At 43.8% G+C, this 18,202-nt stretch carries 18 protein-coding genes; 5 read left to right on the forward strand and 13 right to left on the reverse strand.

From position 1 onward, the window contains the following. Nucleotides 1-47 precede the first annotated feature (47 nt). The 5 genes from V1358_RS06340 to V1358_RS06360 are packed head-to-tail and all read right to left on the reverse strand — an operon-like array spanning nt 48 to nt 5,183. The gene (locus V1358_RS06340) at nt 48-278 is read right to left on the reverse strand and encodes an acyl carrier protein (protein WP_347392945.1); all 231 of its coding nucleotides are present in this window, start codon (nt 276-278) and stop codon (nt 48-50) included. An 8-nt stretch (nt 279-286) separates the two neighbouring features. Continuing rightward, nucleotides 287-1,690, reverse strand: coding sequence for a class I adenylate-forming enzyme family protein (locus V1358_RS06345; RefSeq protein WP_347392946.1), 1,404 nt, complete (start codon nt 1,688-1,690; stop codon nt 287-289). After that, entirely contained in the window at nt 1,680-3,188 is a 1,509-nt protein-coding gene (locus tag V1358_RS06350; protein WP_347392947.1) for a lyase family protein, read from the reverse strand. The genes V1358_RS06345 and V1358_RS06350 overlap by 11 nt, the downstream gene beginning before the upstream one ends. Further along, nucleotides 3,181-3,552 (reverse strand): 2Fe-2S iron-sulfur cluster-binding protein, encoded by a 372-nt coding sequence (locus V1358_RS06355; protein WP_347392948.1) that lies wholly within the window; start codon nt 3,550-3,552, stop codon nt 3,181-3,183. Before V1358_RS06355 ends, V1358_RS06350 begins: the two co-directional genes overlap by 8 nt. Further along, nucleotides 3,549-5,183: an L-aspartate oxidase gene (locus tag V1358_RS06360; protein WP_347392949.1), complete on the reverse strand. Its 1,635-nt coding sequence runs from the start codon at nt 5,181-5,183 to the stop codon at nt 3,549-3,551. Before V1358_RS06360 ends, V1358_RS06355 begins: the two co-directional genes overlap by 4 nt. A 180-nt stretch (nt 5,184-5,363) precedes the next feature. Between V1358_RS06360 and V1358_RS06365 the strand changes: the two genes are divergently transcribed. The 5 genes from V1358_RS06365 to pseI are packed head-to-tail and all read left to right on the forward strand — an operon-like array spanning nt 5,364 to nt 9,725. Then, nucleotides 5,364-6,113: a phosphosulfolactate synthase gene (locus V1358_RS06365; protein WP_347392950.1), complete on the forward strand. Its 750-nt coding sequence runs from the start codon at nt 5,364-5,366 to the stop codon at nt 6,111-6,113. Nucleotides 6,114-6,122: 9 nt separating this feature from the next. Then, nucleotides 6,123-6,830, forward strand: a complete 708-nt coding sequence (gene pseF / locus V1358_RS06370) for a pseudaminic acid cytidylyltransferase (protein ID WP_347392951.1) — start codon at nt 6,123-6,125, stop codon at nt 6,828-6,830. Next, entirely contained in the window at nt 6,811-7,782 is a 972-nt protein-coding gene (locus V1358_RS06375) for a hypothetical protein (RefSeq protein WP_347392952.1), read from the forward strand. The genes pseF and V1358_RS06375 overlap by 20 nt, the downstream gene beginning before the upstream one ends. After that, nucleotides 7,773-8,672 (forward strand): DapH/DapD/GlmU-related protein, encoded by a 900-nt coding sequence (locus tag V1358_RS06380; protein WP_347392953.1) that lies wholly within the window; start codon nt 7,773-7,775, stop codon nt 8,670-8,672. The genes V1358_RS06375 and V1358_RS06380 overlap by 10 nt, the downstream gene beginning before the upstream one ends. A 3-nt stretch (nt 8,673-8,675) precedes the next feature. Further along, nucleotides 8,676-9,725 carry a pseudaminic acid synthase gene (gene pseI, locus V1358_RS06385; RefSeq protein ID WP_347392954.1) on the forward strand — a complete coding sequence of 350 codons (1,050 nt, stop codon included), beginning with the start codon at nt 8,676-8,678 and terminating at the stop codon, nt 9,723-9,725. Between the two features lie 76 nt (nt 9,726-9,801). Here the strand turns inward: pseI and V1358_RS06390 are convergent, their stop codons facing one another. From V1358_RS06390 to V1358_RS06425, 8 genes are all read right to left on the reverse strand, one after another. Continuing rightward, a complete protein-coding gene (locus tag V1358_RS06390) occupies nt 9,802-11,910 on the reverse strand; it encodes a motility associated factor glycosyltransferase family protein (RefSeq protein WP_347392955.1) in 2,109 nt (702 codons plus the stop codon). A 59-nt stretch (nt 11,911-11,969) separates the two neighbouring features. After that, nucleotides 11,970-12,251, reverse strand: a complete 282-nt coding sequence (locus V1358_RS06395) for a hypothetical protein (protein WP_347392956.1) — start codon at nt 12,249-12,251, stop codon at nt 11,970-11,972. Then, complete coding sequence (fliS, locus tag V1358_RS06400; protein ID WP_347391105.1) at nt 12,241-12,675, reverse strand: flagellar export chaperone FliS; 435 nt, start codon at nt 12,673-12,675, stop codon at nt 12,241-12,243. Before fliS ends, V1358_RS06395 begins: the two co-directional genes overlap by 11 nt. Nucleotides 12,676-12,690: 15 nt before the next feature. Then, nucleotides 12,691-14,106 (reverse strand): flagellar filament capping protein FliD, encoded by a 1,416-nt coding sequence (fliD, locus tag V1358_RS06405; protein WP_347392957.1) that lies wholly within the window; start codon nt 14,104-14,106, stop codon nt 12,691-12,693. Nucleotides 14,107-14,128: 22 nt separating this feature from the next. Continuing rightward, nucleotides 14,129-14,584: a flagellar protein FlaG gene (locus tag V1358_RS06410; protein ID WP_347391107.1), complete on the reverse strand. Its 456-nt coding sequence runs from the start codon at nt 14,582-14,584 to the stop codon at nt 14,129-14,131. Between the two features lie 77 nt (nt 14,585-14,661). After that, nucleotides 14,662-15,627, reverse strand: coding sequence for a flagellin N-terminal helical domain-containing protein (locus tag V1358_RS06415; protein WP_347392958.1), 966 nt, complete (start codon nt 15,625-15,627; stop codon nt 14,662-14,664). A gap of 174 nt (nt 15,628-15,801) precedes the next feature. Next, the gene (locus V1358_RS06420; RefSeq protein ID WP_347392959.1) at nt 15,802-16,770 is read right to left on the reverse strand and encodes a flagellin N-terminal helical domain-containing protein; all 969 of its coding nucleotides are present in this window, start codon (nt 16,768-16,770) and stop codon (nt 15,802-15,804) included. A 394-nt stretch (nt 16,771-17,164) separates the two neighbouring features. Continuing rightward, the gene (locus tag V1358_RS06425) at nt 17,165-18,130 is read right to left on the reverse strand and encodes a flagellin N-terminal helical domain-containing protein (protein WP_347392960.1); all 966 of its coding nucleotides are present in this window, start codon (nt 18,128-18,130) and stop codon (nt 17,165-17,167) included. Nucleotides 18,131-18,202 lie beyond the last annotated feature (72 nt).

Below are 18,202 nucleotides of genomic sequence, written 5' to 3' on the forward strand. Positions count from 1 at the left end.
GCAATAAGGAATACTCTAAGGCCTGCCAAGATGCAGGCCCTCGTGCTTTAGTCTTGTTTATCTAGGTAGGTAATTAAATCGCGTAAAGAAGTTATATCCAACAACGCATCATCACTCACTTCTACTCCCATCTCTTTTTTGATGAGTAAAATAATCGTCATCAAATCGATAGAGTCGATGCCAATCTCGGCAAAACTTGACGCAAGCGCTTCATCATCAAGCTCAATATCAGCGTGTTGCTTGGCAACTAATTCAATTACTTTTTCTTTGTAACTCATGTAAATTTTTAACTCACTAACTGTTTTATTAATTCTGCTCGACTGACCTTACCTGAGCGAGTTTTAGGTAGCGTATCTACCTTCACTAATTTATTCGGCATCAGGTTGGCATCTTTACCTTGCATATGATTAGCCACATCGCGCATGGAAATGGAGGTCTCACCCTCTACGCACAAGGTTACGATGGCATCCTTCACCTTACCGGGGTCAGGAATACCAACAACACAAAAAGCATTTTTTGGAAATAAAGACACCAACTTGGACTCAATTTCATCTGGATGAACTAGCACGCCATTATAGTTGATGACATCATCATAGCGGCCAAGAAACACGAGAAATTGATCCTCGTCTAAATAACCTAAGTCGGACGTTGCGAACCAACCATCAAGCAACTGGCTTTGCCAATATTCGTCATCTAAATAACCCAAACATAAGTTGCTTCCTTGAATGGCAATACGGCCGGACTCACCTTGCGCTAACACCTCCCCGCATTCATTGACGATACGAATCCTGGAACAGCCGGATGCAAGTCCTTCGGTGCCAGCTTTGTGTAAATGCGTGTTCAATTCAAAGAAGGTAACACGCATAGCCTCGCTTAAACCATAATGTAAGAAAATACGTGTTTTCGGCAACGCCTCGCACAATTGCTTCCTAAACAGAGGATCAAAACGCATTGCCCCTGTTTGAATCCACTTAATACGTTCCACCAAAGAGGACAGCTCCTCACCGCCCAAACGCAACAAAGCGGCAATCATCGAAGGTGCGGATGAAAAAGCATTGCACTGATGTTGCTCAATAAGCTTAAACACACTAAAGGGGTTATTTAGGCTGGTAGGCAATACCAGAGTGCCTCCCATCTGCAATATGCTGTGACAGCGACCAAAACCAAATGCATGGTCGAGTGAAGCAAATACCAACTCAATACACTGGGCATTCATCTGCATAGTGTCATTCATGTAGTGGCAAATTTCGCTGATACCTTGGTGCGCCAGTCGCACCCCTTTGAGCTTTGATGACGTAGTACCTGAAGTAAAAATTACCATCGCCTCGTCATTGTTTCCAAAGCTCAAGTCATCTTTAACTGACTCATCGGCACTGGGCATACTATCAAGTTTCAATACCGCTCCGCTGGCTTGCATAGCGCCTATAATGCGCTCTTCGTCCACAAAAGGCAGTGGCACAACACTCACACCAAGCAATGCACTGCCGTAATACGCAGTAAGTAAATCACTTCCTGAAAAGCGTTCGACTGCAATACGGTCACCTTGTTTTACGCCACGCGCTTGAAGAGCCCTCGCAAAATGCTCTATTGCTCGGTAAAACTCACCATAAGTAAGAGATTTATCACCTTGATGAAGACAAACTTTATCAGCACGATGACCTTGAATGTCTGTATATAAATTAGCGCTCACATTGACCCTCAAGGAATGCAATATATTCATTAACGCGATTCAAAAATCGCTGTTCAAAATGTTCAAAATTCAATTCGTTGGCATAGTCTTCGGCGAGTGAAATACGCCGCGCTGTTTTAGATGCTAGGGATTTCACAGAATCGGGATGAGCACTGCCCACCCCCTGTCGCAGCATAATCAAAGAAGGTATGTTACTCACTTCGTCGAACACATCTTGTGAAATAGCAGGAAGTACAATTGCCAGTTGGGATGCAGCTGTCATTACTGCGGATAACGTCAGCTTAGTTTGTGCATTTTCAAGGGCATTTCTCACCGCTCGGGCTATGATCTTATGGGCACTGCGGTTATCCAAGCCGGCATGTTTGACTAACATGTCACATAAGTCAGTGGAAATAATGAAGTTGTCCGCTGCAGCTTTGGCTAACTGGCTTTTGTCAAAACGTGCCGCTCTAAGAGTTTCTTCAAACAACGCAAGGCACTGCTCAACATAGTCCATCGCTCGCGGCAGTTCGCCGTAGGCATACAAGCGGTTGTCCGGTTGGCCACTTATGGTTTGGTTACAAGATAGCAAAGACATCATGGTGCCATTTAGTGCGCGAGCTTGGCCACGAATATACGCCAACCCGTAAGGGTTTTTCTTTTGCGGCATTATGACACTGGTACGAGTATGAGCATCATCTAATTCTAAATAGGCAAATTCAGCACTATTCCAAACAATGAATTCTTCACTAACTCTGTCGAGAGTCGTCATTATTGAATTCAATGGCAGCATAAGATCCAAACACATGTCTGGCGCCCACATCGCATCGCGCGTATGTTCAATTACGGCTGGAAATTCAAGCAGTTCAGCTATACGATAGCGGTCCATCGGGATCTGCGAGCCATTAACGCTGCCCGAACACGCAGGGCTTTGATTAACCATTTTCAACGCATTCTCAACACGGTCTAAGTCACGTGTTAATGGCATTTGGAAACCTTGGAGATAATGAGCCAAAGTCGTTGGTTGAGCGTGCTGTAAATACGTGAAATCCGCCATGTAGGTAGTGTGATGTTGTGCGATCACATCATTAAATGTTGCTACCAACTTAGTAAGCGCTTTGTGCACATTTAGCATCTTTTCACGGCAGCAAAGCTGCCATGCCAAGGTACTTGCCTCGCGACGTGCTCGACCGATATGGATATAACCACTCAGTGCGGGTAGCTCGCTTTGCAAATACTTGTCACGATTGTTGTAGCTGTCGCCTACTGCAGGGTCTAAAGGAATGACGTCAGTGCCTCGTAAGTGCACATCTTGCAGGCCTTTGATTAAGGCAAGGGCAACATCTGGCTGAATAACCTCATCTTGAGAAAGGTTCATTACATGCGCCAAATCCGCAATACTCAAGCCCTTCATCACATAACGGCTGCACTCCAATTCATACGCGAAAGCGCTGTTCACAAGTGTTTCACTAGGTGGTTTCTTAAAGCGCGTTTCAGCGCCTAGGAATCCATTATTCATGCTTATCTTCCGAGTTATCTAGATGCAAGCGGTCGTACTGAGGGTCAACAATCAGGTCCCGCACCGCCTTACTACTATTGTAAGGTTTAATAATAAGAGTATCGCCATACTTGGCAACGAGTTGGGCGACATTTTCGCTACACGCAAGCACTTGCTCTCCATTGACATTTACACGACAACTAGCGCATAAACCAATGCGGCAATTTTTGTCAAAACACACACTACTATCTTGCTCTTTCTGTACTCTAAACAACAAATTGAGCAGCACATCATGAGGTTCATAGCTCACCTGGTACATTTGCTGATGAGACACTTTAGTGTGATTAATATCGTAGCGAAAAATCGATAACGTTACTGTACTCATATATCGGCAACTCGCTGCATTACTTGAAGTTGTTTGTCATTTAAATACACACAGGTATTGTACTTAATAGGGTGATGTTCTGTTAAATCATCTTCACGATAATGAGCACCTAGCGATTGAGTCCTTGCCATCGCAGCTAAAGAAATTGCTAAAGCGACATCCAGCATATTCATCAGCTCCTGTCGCGATGCTCGCTCTTGATTGTAGGTAATTGAGTCATCGGTAAGCTTCAAATTCAAAGCCGTGATTTTCAGTTGATTTAAAAATGCAATATGAGTTTTCAGTCCAGCTTCACAGCGGATCACACCTGCAAAGTTACTCATACTAAGCTGTAATTGGTTAAGTATTTCTGAGGGAGTTTTAGCTGCGCTATCTGATTGCTGTACAAAGATAGTGGGCGCATATGCTGAGGCAATCTCTGGACTTTGTCCTCTTTGGGCGCATACTGCACGACCAACACGACGACCATACACCACGACTTCTAATAGTGAGTTACCACCAATGCGATTAGCACCATGCACCCCGCTACATGCTGCTTCTCCCACCGCAAACAATCCTGGGATTATTTGCCCTTGAGCATTTTCAGCTTGGCCATCCAGATCGCAAGCTATTCCTCCCATGAGGTAGTGTGCAGATGGACGAACAGGAATAAGGTCTGCGCCAATATCTAAGCCCAAAAAAGTACCGACAAGAGACCGTGCTTCTTGGAGTGCAAACTGTTGTTCTTCATCGATATGGCGTAAATCGAGATAAACTACATCATCACCTAGACGCTGTAACTCTCTTTCAATAGCAATAGATACCTTGTCACGCCCCGCCAATTCCATTTGCTGTGGCTCATAGCGCTGCATAAACCGCTCACCCAGACTGTTTCGCAAATAGCCACCAGCACCTAAAACGGGCTCTGGTACCTGTATTCCAGTATGGCCTAAACCCAGAGGATGAAATTGAACAAACTCCATATCTTTGAGCGCGGCCCCCGCACGCAGGGCCATAGCCAATCCATCTCCTGTAGTCGCAACTGCATTGGTCGTTTCTTTGTAAACATTTAAGCCTCCTCCCGTAGCAAGGACTACAGCATCAGCGTAAACGTTTACAGCAGCGCCATCACGTTTATGCCACCCACAGATGCCGACAACCCGCTCGTTCTGTTTTACGAGGTCACTCACATGGATTTGGTCAATAACGGTTATTTGGGGATGTTTTCGGATGTGTTTGAGCAAGGTATTCATGAGCGTTAGTCCGGTTCTGCCTTTAACAAAACATGCCCTACTACTCGAACAACCACCAAATTTTTTGGTTTTGTAACTACCATCTTCAGCTTTATCGAAATGCACACCAAGCGTTTCAAACCAGTGCAAAGTCTCAATCGCATGGTTGCACATGTACTCAACCGCTTCGCGATTTTCAACGCCTGCACCTGATTTGAGCGTGTCATTGACATGTTGAGCGGCTGATTGCTCATTAACAGCGACATTCATCCCACCTCGTGCACTCACGGAATGAGAATGAATAGGGAGTATTTTCGATAACAAAATGACTTTACAGCCTGCGTTTGCAGCCTCAAGCGCAGCAGTACACCCCGCTAATCCGGCGCCGACAATTACAATTTCAGTGTCGAGCTGCGTCATTAATAAATCCTTGATTTAAAACAAACACTATCTAACTTAATCTATAGGGAACTGATCTACCTAGTGTATAAATCATTTCTTCTACCCTAGAATAAGAAAGCGTAACAAATTTGTGTAAACTTAGGCATAGTTTCTGCATCAAATTGTGCAATAAATTATTGACGTGATTAGGATTCGACAATGGCTTTAATACAACAACGTCCTCAGAAACCACGTGTTTCAGGTCGCACCAATGTGCTAGACAAAGGAATGGGGCTGGCACAACTACAGGACACATTGCAAACCTGTGGTAGTTACATTGATGTGATCAAATTAGGCTGGGGCACAGCCTTAATCACACCTCAATTAAAAGAGAAAATTGACCTCATTAAATCATTCGATATCGAGCCTTGTTTAGGTGGCACCTTGTTCGAATACGCCTACATCACAGGTAAATTAGATGAATATACCCAGTTACTTAAAGAATTGGAGCTGAATTTAATTGAGATTTCCGATGGTAGCATTACATTAGCGCAGCAAGAAAAGAACGAAATCATCAACCAATTTGCGCAAGACTTTACCGTGTATTCTGAAGTCGGCAGCAAAGACGATAAAGTCATTGTTTCCCCGTCAAAATGGGTTGAGCAAATTAAAAGTGAAATTGCGGCTGGAGCACAAAAAGTAATATTGGAAGGCCGTGAAAGTGGCACTGCAGGTTTGTATCGAGCCGACGGTGAAATTCGTATGGGGCTGGTGGATGAAGTTATTCACTCGGGCATTGAATTCAATAAATTAATCTTTGAGACACCGAAAAAAGCCCAGCAAGTCTGGATGCTCAAACAATACGGCGCGGAAGTGAATATGGGCAATATAGCTTATGAAGAAGTGGTTTCCTTAGAGACATTAAGACTGGGCCTAAGGGCTGACACGCTCATGCACTTTCACGGTTAGCGCTGTACTATGAAAATAGCGATTATCCCAGCAAGAGGTGGAAGTAAGCGAATCCCACATAAGAATATCAAGCCATTTTGCGGCCGGCCAATTATAGACTACGCCATACAAACAGCGCTTGATAGCAACTTGTTCGATGAAGTCATCGTCTCAACCGATGACCCAGAGATTGCCAAGCAAGCGTTACGTTCAGGTGCAAAAGTACCATTTACACGCCCACTGGACCTTGCTGATGACCATACCCCTACTAGATCGGTGATCCAGCACAGCTTGGACTACTACGAAAATCAGGGGATGAACGTTGATTACATTTGCTGTATTTACGCAACCAGTCCATTTCTAAGTGCTGAAATTCTTAGGGCGGCATATAGTGCCTTGGAAGATGCCGCAGATAAACATGCTTGCTTTTCAGCAACGGAGTTTAATTACAGTCCTTATCGAGGTTTTTTATATCAAGGCAATGGGCCTGAGCTCATGTTCCCTGAGCATCAGAAAAGTCGCTCTCAGGACTTAAAACCTGTATACCACGATGCAGGCCAGTTTTATTTGTATAGAACTACACACAACAAGACGATTAATCCGGTAATTAATTCTGCGAACGCGATTATCCACACATTACCAAGTTACCTTGTTCATGACATCGATACCCCAGACGATTGGACTAGAGCAGAGCTATTTTACGAAGCCATGAAATCTCATGAAAACAGTCGCAATTAGGTTTAATGTCTGTGCCAAAGTAGGCAAAGGTCATTTCGCCCGCTGCAATGAAATAGCGAAAGAACTGCGACTTCTTGGTGCTCACGTTGTTGCATTGATTTCCACGCTGTGTGATATGCCTCTTGAGCATCAATTTGACGATGTACTTGTTGTAGAACCATTGTTAGACGCTAGTCAAAGCGCATCGCATTGCAAAGTAAATGGCATCAACACAGTGTTAGTTGATCACTATCACTGCAATTATGATTATCAACGAGTACTCACAGATAGTGGTCTTGCTTTGGCGCAATACGACAACCGCTGTGAAGGGAAGTACAGTGCAAAACTCATTATCAATATAAACCCAGCGGCCACCCATTCGTGGTATCAAGATTGTGACCTTGAAGCATCAGTAAAATTGTTACTTGGTGTTGATTACGCCGTTCTAAATCCTAACATCGCTGGTAAAGCGTTTTATCCAACAGAAAAAGGTCTGTTTATTTGTTTTGGCGGCGGTAATGACAATGGCGCGAGCTATCAAATAGCTAAGCAACTCTCTCACGTTTACCCCTATCCTATTCATTTGGCCTGCAGCGACAAATCTCTCAGTGCAGCATTACACGCGCAAGAGCAACCACAAGGCATAACACTTCATATTAATCAGTCGAATTTGCTGCGTATAATCCAGCATTGTAATACAGCACTCATCACTGCTGGCACATTGAGTTATGAAATGTGTTATTTGGGTATGCCGTTCGCATATGGTTATGTCGCAGATAACCAAGTGAAGATAGCCAGCTCTTGGCAAAAGTTGGAAGTCGGATTGTATATTGGGTCATTACAGCAGGCACTTAGCGATGCTAATCTATCAACCTTAATACACTATTTGCTCAACGCCACTGCGTTAAAGCAAGGTGAATGTCTAGATGCAAATGGTGCTAAAAGAATTGCGAAGGCGATATCATGCCTATGAAAATAAAGAAAAACATGTCAATTTTAGCGCAGTTCAAAGACTGTTCTTTTCACAATTTTGACTGCGAAATTGAAATAACTGGAACAGATTTTACGTGGGGAGAGCTGTCAGGTTCCATGGTACTTGCGACAGCTAGAAAATATTTTGTACAGGCCACTAAAAACCCAAAAGTCGCCTGTATCATTGCCCCAGAGCTGTTTACAGAGACGACTAAATCCGTATTGATTACGAGCGAGGCCAGTGCGCTTTTCCACCAGTTACACAATGACTTTATTTATGAAGAGCAACTGGTCGAGCATTTCATTTCTGAGCAAGCCAATATATCTCCAAGAGCTCATATTTGCTCGCCAGTGCACATTGATAATGATGTTACCATTGAAGCTGGTGCCTATATTGGCGCAAATACGATTTTAGAATCCGGTGTCTATATCGGTCCTAATTGCACTATCGGTACAGAGGGGATGTTGCCGAAAATGGTGAAGGATAAAAAAATCCATATCAAGCATTTTGGCGGCGTTAAAATTAAATCTGGTAGTCATATTCATGCCAATTCGAATGTTTCCAGAGCGCTGCATTTTAGTGGATTAACACAAATTGGCGAGCAGTGTCATGTAGGTATTGGCGTTAACATTGCGCACGATGTTGTGATTGGCGATCGCACTGAAATCAGTGGCCACACCAATATCGCTGGGCGCACAACCATAGGTGAAAACGTGTGGATTGGCGCAAACAGTACTCTGTCGAATCATTTACACATTGGCGACAATGCCAAAATTCGCCTTGGCAGTACGGTAATCGAGAGCATAGCGGCTGATGAAGATGTATCTGGAAACTTCGCTCTTTCTCATCAACAAAACCTACGCCTTTACCTCAGTTCTAAGTTGAAATAAGTTATGACAGATACACACAAAAACCTAATTATTGAAGATAAGCTTATCACCAATGGCGCAGATCCCTACTTGATTGCAGAAGTTTCAGGGAACCATAAAAATGAAATTTCTCGGGCAAAGCAACTGATTAAAGAGGCCCATTTAGCAGGGTTTGACGCTGTTAAAATTCAATATTTTACTGCTGAAGACATGACGCTCGACTTGAGAACGAATGACTTCGTAGTACAAAGTGGCTTGTGGCAAGGGCGCACCCTATTTGATTTATACAAAGAAGCAGCTACCCCCAAAGCTTGGCTAGTTCCTCTGTTCAACTATGCCAAAGAGTGTGGCATCACATTGTTTTCTTCTGTTTTCTCATATCAGGGATTAAGAGTTCTCGAAGAACTTAACTGCCCCGCATACAAAATTGCATCGTTTGAGGCGATGGATATTCCTTTGATTGAAGCGGTTGCGAAAACACATAAGCCTTTGATTATCTCTACCGGCATTATTGACAAAGAGCAGATCAGCGAAGCCCTCGAAGCTTGCTACCAACACGGAAATTACCAAGTAGGAATTATGCACTGCATAAGCAACTACCCAGCACCACCGAGTAGCTTCAATTTGAACACCATCGATGACATGATCTACGCCTTCAATGTTCCAATCGGCTTATCCGATCACAGCATAGACGCTCTAGCAGCGATGCTAGCTACAGCAAAGGGAAGCTGCATGGTAGAAAAGCACATTACTGTCTCTCGGGATGATGGTGCCATTGATTCAGCTTTTTCACTGCCTATCAGTGAAATGGCTGATTTTGTCACGACGGTTAGAAATGCTTACGCTGCGTGCGGGCAAACTGATTACAGTTGCTCATCACCAAGGAAGAACTATCGCTCACTTTATGTTGTTGAAAATATTAAAAAAGGCGAGAAGTTTACGAAACAAAACACACGCAGTATTCGGCCAGGACATGGTATTGCGCCAAAACACTTAAACGGAATCCTCAATAAAGTTGCCGCTGAAGACATTCAACGCGGTACGGCACTTACATGGCAAATGGTAGCTAAATAAGCTTATTTAACTTATTGAATGAATGGGTAACCTTATTGGGAGTAAGCACTTTCACTCCCAACAAGGTGAGCAACTGTTAGTTATTTTCAAACTCTGGGCGTGTCCAATTACACTTTGTGCGCCAGTTCGCATGGAAATCTGCCTTCGCATCTTTCACAAATTCCAACCACAAAGACTGAGCTTCATGGAAGTGACGGAGTGTTTCCTCTTCATCTTCATATTGATATAAAAACGAGACCATCGGGCAATGGAAATACAATAAAGTTCCTTTTAACAACTGGAACAAATGCGGAGACTTAGAATTTTTATATGCATAAACAACACGTTGTTGGGCTTTTAGAATTTCATTTGCCTCATCACGTGTTTTTACTTCACGATGACCCACTTCAATAATGTAATCGCACAACTCATCAAAGTCATCAAAGCTCATTAGCTGTTCAATATCACCAAAATTTACAGGTTTGAAAAACTCACTCTTGATGTCTTCAATAAGTTGCTGTTTATTTGGGATAGTCTGCTCAAGCAACACGTCAGCTTCCCGCACGGCTATGGCATGGCGAAGTTTAGCGCCATTGCCGACATTATACGCGTGAAGCTTCCCTTGGAGTGTTGTAAGTAATCTATCAAAACTATTTTTCGACATAGCCATTAATGGCGTTGCCATCACATCAGTATCAAAATTCCCTTCAAGCTGGATGTTTGCGCCTTTGGGCGCTTTCAGTGTGGCATTTTCATATACAGATAACTTGGAATGTGTTTGCCCATTCAAGCTATAACCGTTATCAACACCAATAAGATAAATATCTTTAAAACCCATCATCGCGGCGTAGGAGAACGCGGTATTTGAAACATACGGCCCACTAGCCACTAGTTCAGTAATCGGCATTCCACAATAAATATGGCTAAATAACTTCAAAAATACAGTCGCGGCTTCCGGCCCTTTTAGGCCAATACCAGACCACTTGTAGCGGTCTAATGTATCTGGGTAAATAACATCAACTGTCAACAAATTGAGGTCGCCATAACCTTGCTCGGGCTCAATCTTCTTCAATATGTCATACGTCAGCTTAGGGCGCTCTACCAATACATGAAAATCAGGTGTGATTCCGGCTTTCAACAAACTTTGTAGCGCCGTACCAGCGGCAAAAATAATGGCCTTGTCTTGGTTGGCACGAATAAGCTCTATCGATTCATCTAGCGATGGGCCATTGCCAACAACAAAAACGGGGATATCTTGCACTAACTGCTTTGCTTTATCTGTAGCAAACAGAAAATTCGCCCCCGACTCTACATTTCTGACGGCATGAGCAAGTCCTGTGATTGCGTCATCGTAGAATCCATATCCTTGCCTGAGCTGGTAGTAGTTCTTGAAAAATGACTTAATGAGCTCATTTACCTTGGCGGATGGATAGTGCTGGTAGCAAAATGAGTTAATCGCTGAGAATGGGCCTATATCATTGGAGATGCGATAGATTTCATCAAAGAATTCATCATAGTCAACGCCCAAACTCAGAAATAGGCAGCTACCTTGATTGTCTATCTTCTCAATTACATCGTACCACTCGATACAAAATAAGCTGGCGAAGAAAAGCTCTAGATCAGGCTCACAAATGAACATGTAATCAAAGCTGTGGCGACTCAACAACTCAGGAATGTGATAACCAAGACCAATCCCAAATATCAAAGCAGTAGGATAATGTTTTGGCAGGCTCTTTAACTCAGTAAAATTTTTTGGCTCTATGCGCGAAAGCACTGAACTCAAACGACGCATATACTGTATATGCATACGCGGATCATCGCTTTCCCACTCTTTCGTGCCTGAATAGTCAGTGCGGCCAAAATTCGCTTTTTCGGTGTATTTATCGACTTGCTCTTTGGTTTGCGCAATAGGATCGTCACCGTACAGCGGTACATTCTCGCCAAGCGGAACAAAATTGCCGTGACCGGATTTGGTAACGTGCAGGCAAAAGTCTTCGCGTGTTTGAAATTCAATAATAGCCTGGGCAATATCAGGATAGAATTTTTCAAAGGCGGCGAGGTTTTTCGCAAAACGTTCATTTGCTTGCTCAGCAAACACGGCTTCTCGTTGCTGGTGTTCTTGAGTTTGTTTGATTGATTCTTCGGCTTGGGAAAGCAACGTTTGTAATTCGTCTTGCTGATTGGCCATATACTGATCGCTCGCCATTTTTGACTGTTATAACAATAAACTAGCGTAAAGCAAGGAAAGTGCCAAGAGCCTACTGATTACTTCGTGTAGGCTTTGAGCTTTTTGGTATTCGCTTTGTATTGCGACAATTGGTCTTTCGCTAGACCTTTCTCACTTTCAAGTGTAGTAATCGCTTCAAGCAGTTGTTCATTTAAAGTGGAAAAGGAATCAAGGTTCTGCGAAAGCTCCTCAGGAGAAACACTTTTGATTGTGTCGGTGAGCTCTTGGAGTAAGTCCTGTGCGTGCTCAAGCTCACCGTTGTCCAGTGCGGCGGTGAGCGACGCAAAAAGCGCTTTACTCGGGTGGCAATTACCCTGCATTAGCACTTGCCTGAGACTGCTCAGAATTTAATGTTTGATGACGCACATCCGCTGGAATTGCATCCCACGCAGATTTAATTTCTTTAAGTAACACACTGACTTCCTCTACTTTAGCAGCGTTGTTCTCCACACTAGCATCAATCAATTGGTCAAGCATGTAAGAATACAATGCATATAGATTCTCACTCACTTCGCCGCCTACTTCGAAGTCTAGGCAACCGCGTAAAGCGTCGATAATAGAAGAGGCTTTGCCAAGGTGTTCAGCTTTTGCTTCAAGGTTTTTATGCTCGATGGCAACCTTAGCATGAACCATTTTTTCCAAAGCACCCGCCATTAGAATTTGAATCACTTCATAGCGATCTGCACCCGCTAAGCGAGTTTTTAAAGCTTCTTTTTGATAATTTTTAACTTTTGCGTTGTACATAATCTACCGCCTTATTTATGAAGATGATTTATTGGTTTTGAAACCCGGCAAACTTGCCAACTGCGCGCCTAAATATTGCTGCGTTGATTGCATTTGCGCCAGTAGAACATCAAGGTTTGAATATTGCTTACGCAAGCGAATTTCTAACTCTTCCATTCTGTACTCATGGTTTGCTACATCATCTTCTAAGTCGTCGAGCTGGTTATTTAAATCTTGCTCTCGGTCTTTTAAGATCCCGCCTGAATCAACAAACGCACCCAGCAGCTCATCGAGTTTCGTTGCTACTCCATTCGGACCTGCAAATGCCTTGCCAATATCGTCATAATTAGTGTCCATAGCTTCGTTTAAGCTACGAACCAAACTTGATTTTTCTAGATAACCTTTGTTATCAACGCTTAAACCTACATCGAAGATACTCGTAAATGGGCCAGCATCGGTTAATGTTGAGGACAAGGTACCAACCAATTGGTCACTTAAAGAACGCATTGTTGCGTCGCCACGAAGCCCAACCTCTCGTTCCTCATCGTAACTCGTGTGGTAAGCAATAGTGCCAACAAGGTTGTTGTAACTTTCAATAAATTTATCAATTAGTTTAGTTACGCTTTCACGGTCAACAGCTACATTCAATTTAGCCGACTCGCCAGTTTCACTGACCTGTTTCGCCGTAATAGTCATGCCTTGAACAGCATCTTTAAATACATTTGAATCGTTGACGATTTCAATACCATCAACGTTAATAATCGCATCTTGAGCTTCATCACCTGCGGCAATTGTCATACCACCTGCACCGCCTGCATTCGCTACCGTAGAGACACTATCAAGCTCTGCATTGTCATTGGTGATGACTAAATCGTTTCCCGCACCGGTTTCGTTTGAAGTAAGAACTAACTTAGCTTCTGTGCCAGTATTAATGATGTTCGCCGTTACACCAAAGTTGTTATCAGCGTTATTTATCGCATCGCGTAAGTCGCTTAATGTCGCGCCCGCTTCTAGTGTTAAATCGAAGCTACTTGCACCCGCAGCAAAGCTCAATGTACCACCACTTGCACTTACTACTGCAGAAGAGTCTGCAAAGGCTCCTGGTGTTGACATTGCACGACTGCCCTGAGCTAATTGAGTCACTTGTACGTCAAAGTCACCCGGAGAAATGTCGCTAGAGGGTGAAACGGAAATAATGTCACCACTGGCTGGTTGGGTAATGTTGGCAATGCGTTTGTTGAAGTTGTCTGGATCAGCCAGCTTTTCCATGGTTTCTTTCAACTGAGACAGTGCAGACTTAACCGCACCCAAAGAAGATAATTCGACTTGAAGGCGCTCTTCTCTCTCAATGAAAGACAGCATTTTAGGAGCATTTTCAGCATTAACAGAAGCACTAATGATACTTTCTAAATCTAAGCCCGAACCAACACCGGCTGATGTAATTAATGGCATAAAACCTCCTAAAAAACTGCTACTACGCGGACTGGTTAAAAATCATCCCGCGATTATCTAATTTATCGGCAAAATCCTCTAAAGCTTTAGCCATATCTCGAAATTCTCGAGGTGGGATTTCGCGTATAACTTCTTCACTGTCGCGGTCAACAACTTTGATGACAGGCGGCTCGCCCAGTTCATCAAACTCAAAGATTAAGTTAGTAGAACGAATAGGAATGAACTCATTGAGCTTTTCTAAACTCTCTTTGATTTCTTCAATACGCTCTTGCTGTTGCTGAGCCACTTGCTGTGAAACGCTCTCTCCCTGTTGCGCTTTACCTACTTCTGAGGTCTGCTCAGTCGTTTTTATTTGGGCTTGCGGATCATTTTGAGCTACTGGCTTCGATGTGTCAGTCACTACTTCTGGCTGACGATTTTGCACTTTAACGTTTTGCAAAATGCTTGCCACATCTTGATTTGAATTAATCTCAACCATGATAATCCTCCAACATAACTAAGTAGGAGTATAAGCCATAACCTGTTATAGATCAGTTATGGCTTATAGTCGCTCTACTAACCTAGTAGCGATAGTGCGACCTGAGGACGCTGATTCGCTTGGCTTAGGATAGATTGGCTTGCCTGTTGCAAGATTTGGTTCTTCGTTAACGCTGCTGTTTCTGCTGCGAAGTCAGTATCACGAACACGTGAACGTGCTGCTGATAGATTCTCAGAAATGTTAGCTTGGTTACGAATTGTAGATTGGAAACGGTTTTGCACAGCACCTAGTTCTGCACGCTTCTTATCAACTACTGCGATAAGTGCATCCATACCCGCCATAACCGCTTGCGCGTTACCTTGGGTAGAAACACTGATTGCTGACTTGGTGAATACACCTGCAAAGTTCCATGACGTTGCTGCAGCAGAACCACCAGCATCACTCACACCCGCAAGGTTTGCAGATAGTGCAGCGCCTGTAACTGCAGAAGCGATACTTGCGATACCAGAAAGTGTAAAACCACCCGCTGCGCTTAGTGAGTTAGCTGTGCCACCCACGTTCTGCATGCTAAAACCGATGGTTTGTACTGCATCAGCACCTACTTGGAAGAACGCTGAGAATGTACCATCTAAAAGGTTTTGGCCACCAAACGTCGTATCCGCTGCAACACGGTTTGTTTCTTCAGCTAGTTGACGAATTTCTTCTTGTAGCGCTAAACGGTCTTCATCAGTGTTTGAACCGTTCGCTGCTTGTTGAGCTAGAACGCGAACACGTTGGAACATGCTCGTTACTTCGTCCATCGCACCTTCAGCAGTTTGTGCAAGTGAAATACCATCGTTAGCATTACGGTTACCTTGGTTTAAGCCGTTTACTTGGCTACCTAGGCGGTTTGAGATTTGTAGACCCGCAGCATCATCAGAAGCACTGTTGATGCGTAGACCTGAAGATAGACGCTTGAAAGAAGTATCTAGCGCGTTACCTGAATTCATTAACTGCCTTTGAGCATTCAATGAAGACACGTTAGTGTTTACGTATAAAGCCATATTAGCCTCCGCTTTATCTTAGTTTTTATGAACTTAAGCGAAATACCCCTATTCAGCTTAAATTCACGATAAGAACTAGAGTTGCAGTTCTCTAGCTCTTGTATCGACAGATAAAACGGAGACTTGAATATTTTTTTAAAAATATTTTTAAAATACTAATAAAGTATTAACTTCTTACCCTTGTAACAAGCTCAGTGCCGCTTGCGGACGCTGGTTCGCCTGACCAAGAATCGTCTGACTCGCTTGTTGCAAGATTTGGTTTCGCGTTAATTTTGCAGTCTCAAGTGCGAAGTCTGCATCTTTAATACGCGATTTCGCTGCACTCACGTTTTCTGATACGTTTGCTTGGTTACGAATGGTTGATTGGAAACGGTTTTGCACCGCACCGAGTTCCGCACGCTTTTTATCTACGACAGCGATCATCGCGTTCATACCCGCCATAACCGCCTGTGCATTACCTTGAGTCGATACACTAATGCCTGTTTCGGTAAATACACCTGCATAATTCCATGATGTAGCCGCCGCTGAGCCGCCCGCTTCACTTACACCTGCGAGATCTGCTGATAAAGCTGCACCATTTACTGCAGAAGCAATGTTGGCTATACCAGAGATGGTAAAACCACCGTTCGCTGACATTGAATTCGCCGTTACACCAACGTACTGCATACTAAAACCGATAACTTGGACTGCGTCAGCACCTACTTGGAAAAATGCTGAATAGGTACCATCGAGTAAGTTTTGACCACCAAATGTAGTATCTGAAGCCACTCGATTGGTCTCAGATGCTAACTGACGAATCTCTTGCTGAAGTGCTAAACGGTCTTCATCCGTATTCGAGCCATTCGCCGCTTGTTGTGCAAGAACGCGAATGCGCTGGAACATGGAAGTTAATTCTTCCATCGCACCTTCAGCAGTTTGCGCGAGTGAAATACCATCGTTCGCATTTCGGTTACCCTGGTTTAAGCCCAGGATCTGAGTTTGCAGTCGGTCTGAAATTTGTAGACCCGCTGCGTCATCCGCTGCACTGTTGATGCGTAAACCAGAAGATAGACGTTTAAACGAAGTATCTAACTCGCCTCCAGAAGTCATTAACTGGCGCTGTGCATTTAGCGCACTGACATTAGTATTTACATATAAAGCCATAGTAGCCTCTCTTCACTCTCAATTTGTCATTAACCGCTGTAAGCGGCGATATGCTCTCGCCAAATAACGCTTTGGCGGTAACTTTACGCCGCTGTCAGAGGGAGCTGGGCAATTCGTTGCCGTTTTTGCCCGCGCTAGCCGCGTATGTAACTAACTGAGCAATAAGTAGGCCAAAATGAAAAAAGGGCCTAAAAAGGCCCTAGTGTTTGAGAGTGAAATTGGCTGCCATGTAAAAATGCTTACATTGGCATAATAACTGCTTATACTGAGAGAAGTTGGTCAACGTTTTGACGTCTGACCAACTTAAGGATTTTTTTAGCAATTAGCTTCCGCTTTAAAATCCAATTCGGCGCCCTTGCAAATACCCCATCAGCACGGGCGCCAACCTACCTAATTAACCTAGTAGACTTAAAGCCGCCTGAGGACGCTGGTTCGCCTGGCTCAAGATAGTTTGGCTAGCTTGTTGTAAGATTTGGTTCTTAGTTAAGTTAGCTGTCTCTTGCGCAAAGTCAGTATCTTTAATACGAGACTTAGCTGCATTAAGGTTTTCAGAAACATTCGCTTGGTTACGAATCGTAGATTGGAAACGATTCTGTACCGCACCTAGCTCTGCACGCTTCTTATCAACCACTGCGATAAGCGCATCCATACCCGCCATAACCGCTTGCGCATTACCTTGGCTTGACACACTGATGCCCGACTTAGTGAATACACCTGCAAAGTTCCATGATGTTGCTGCTGCCGAACCACCTGCGTCACTCACACCAGCTAGGTTAGCTGATAGTGCTGCACCAGTTACAGCTGAAGCGATACTAGCAATACCTGATAATGTAAAACCACCCGCTGCGCTTAGTGAGTTAGCTGTGCCACCCACGTTCTGCATGCTAAAACCAATTGTCTGTACCGCGTCCGCACCCACTTGGAAAAATGCTGAGTAAGTACCATCTAGCAAGTTTTGACCACCAAATGTTGTGTCTGACGCAACACGGTTAACTTCTGATGAAAGTTGACGAATCTCTTCTTGCAATGCCAAACGGTCTTCATCTGTGTTCGAACCATTTGCTGCTTGTTGAGCAAGTACACGAACACGCTGGAACATGCTGGTTACTTCGTCCATTGCACCTTCAGCAGTTTGTGCAAGTGAGATACCGTCGTTTGCGTTACGGTTACCTTGGTTCAGACCCATGATTTGTGAGCCTAAACGGTTTGAGATTTGTAGACCTGCCGCATCGTCAGCTGCGCTGTTGATACGAAGACCAGAAGATAAACGCTTGAACGACGTATCCAACTCAAGACCTGAGTTCATCAACTGACGTTGAGCGTTTAGTGAACTTACATTGGTATTTACATAAAGTGCCATGATAATTCTCCCAGTAAACTGTTAATTTACTCTCAAACTGTCAAATCTTTAGCGAAAGCTTGTTTTTTGACG

The sequence above is a fragment of the Pseudoalteromonas pernae genome (genome assembly GCF_039831865.1).
Classification (GTDB): Bacteria; Pseudomonadota; Gammaproteobacteria; order Enterobacterales; family Alteromonadaceae; genus Pseudoalteromonas; species Pseudoalteromonas pernae.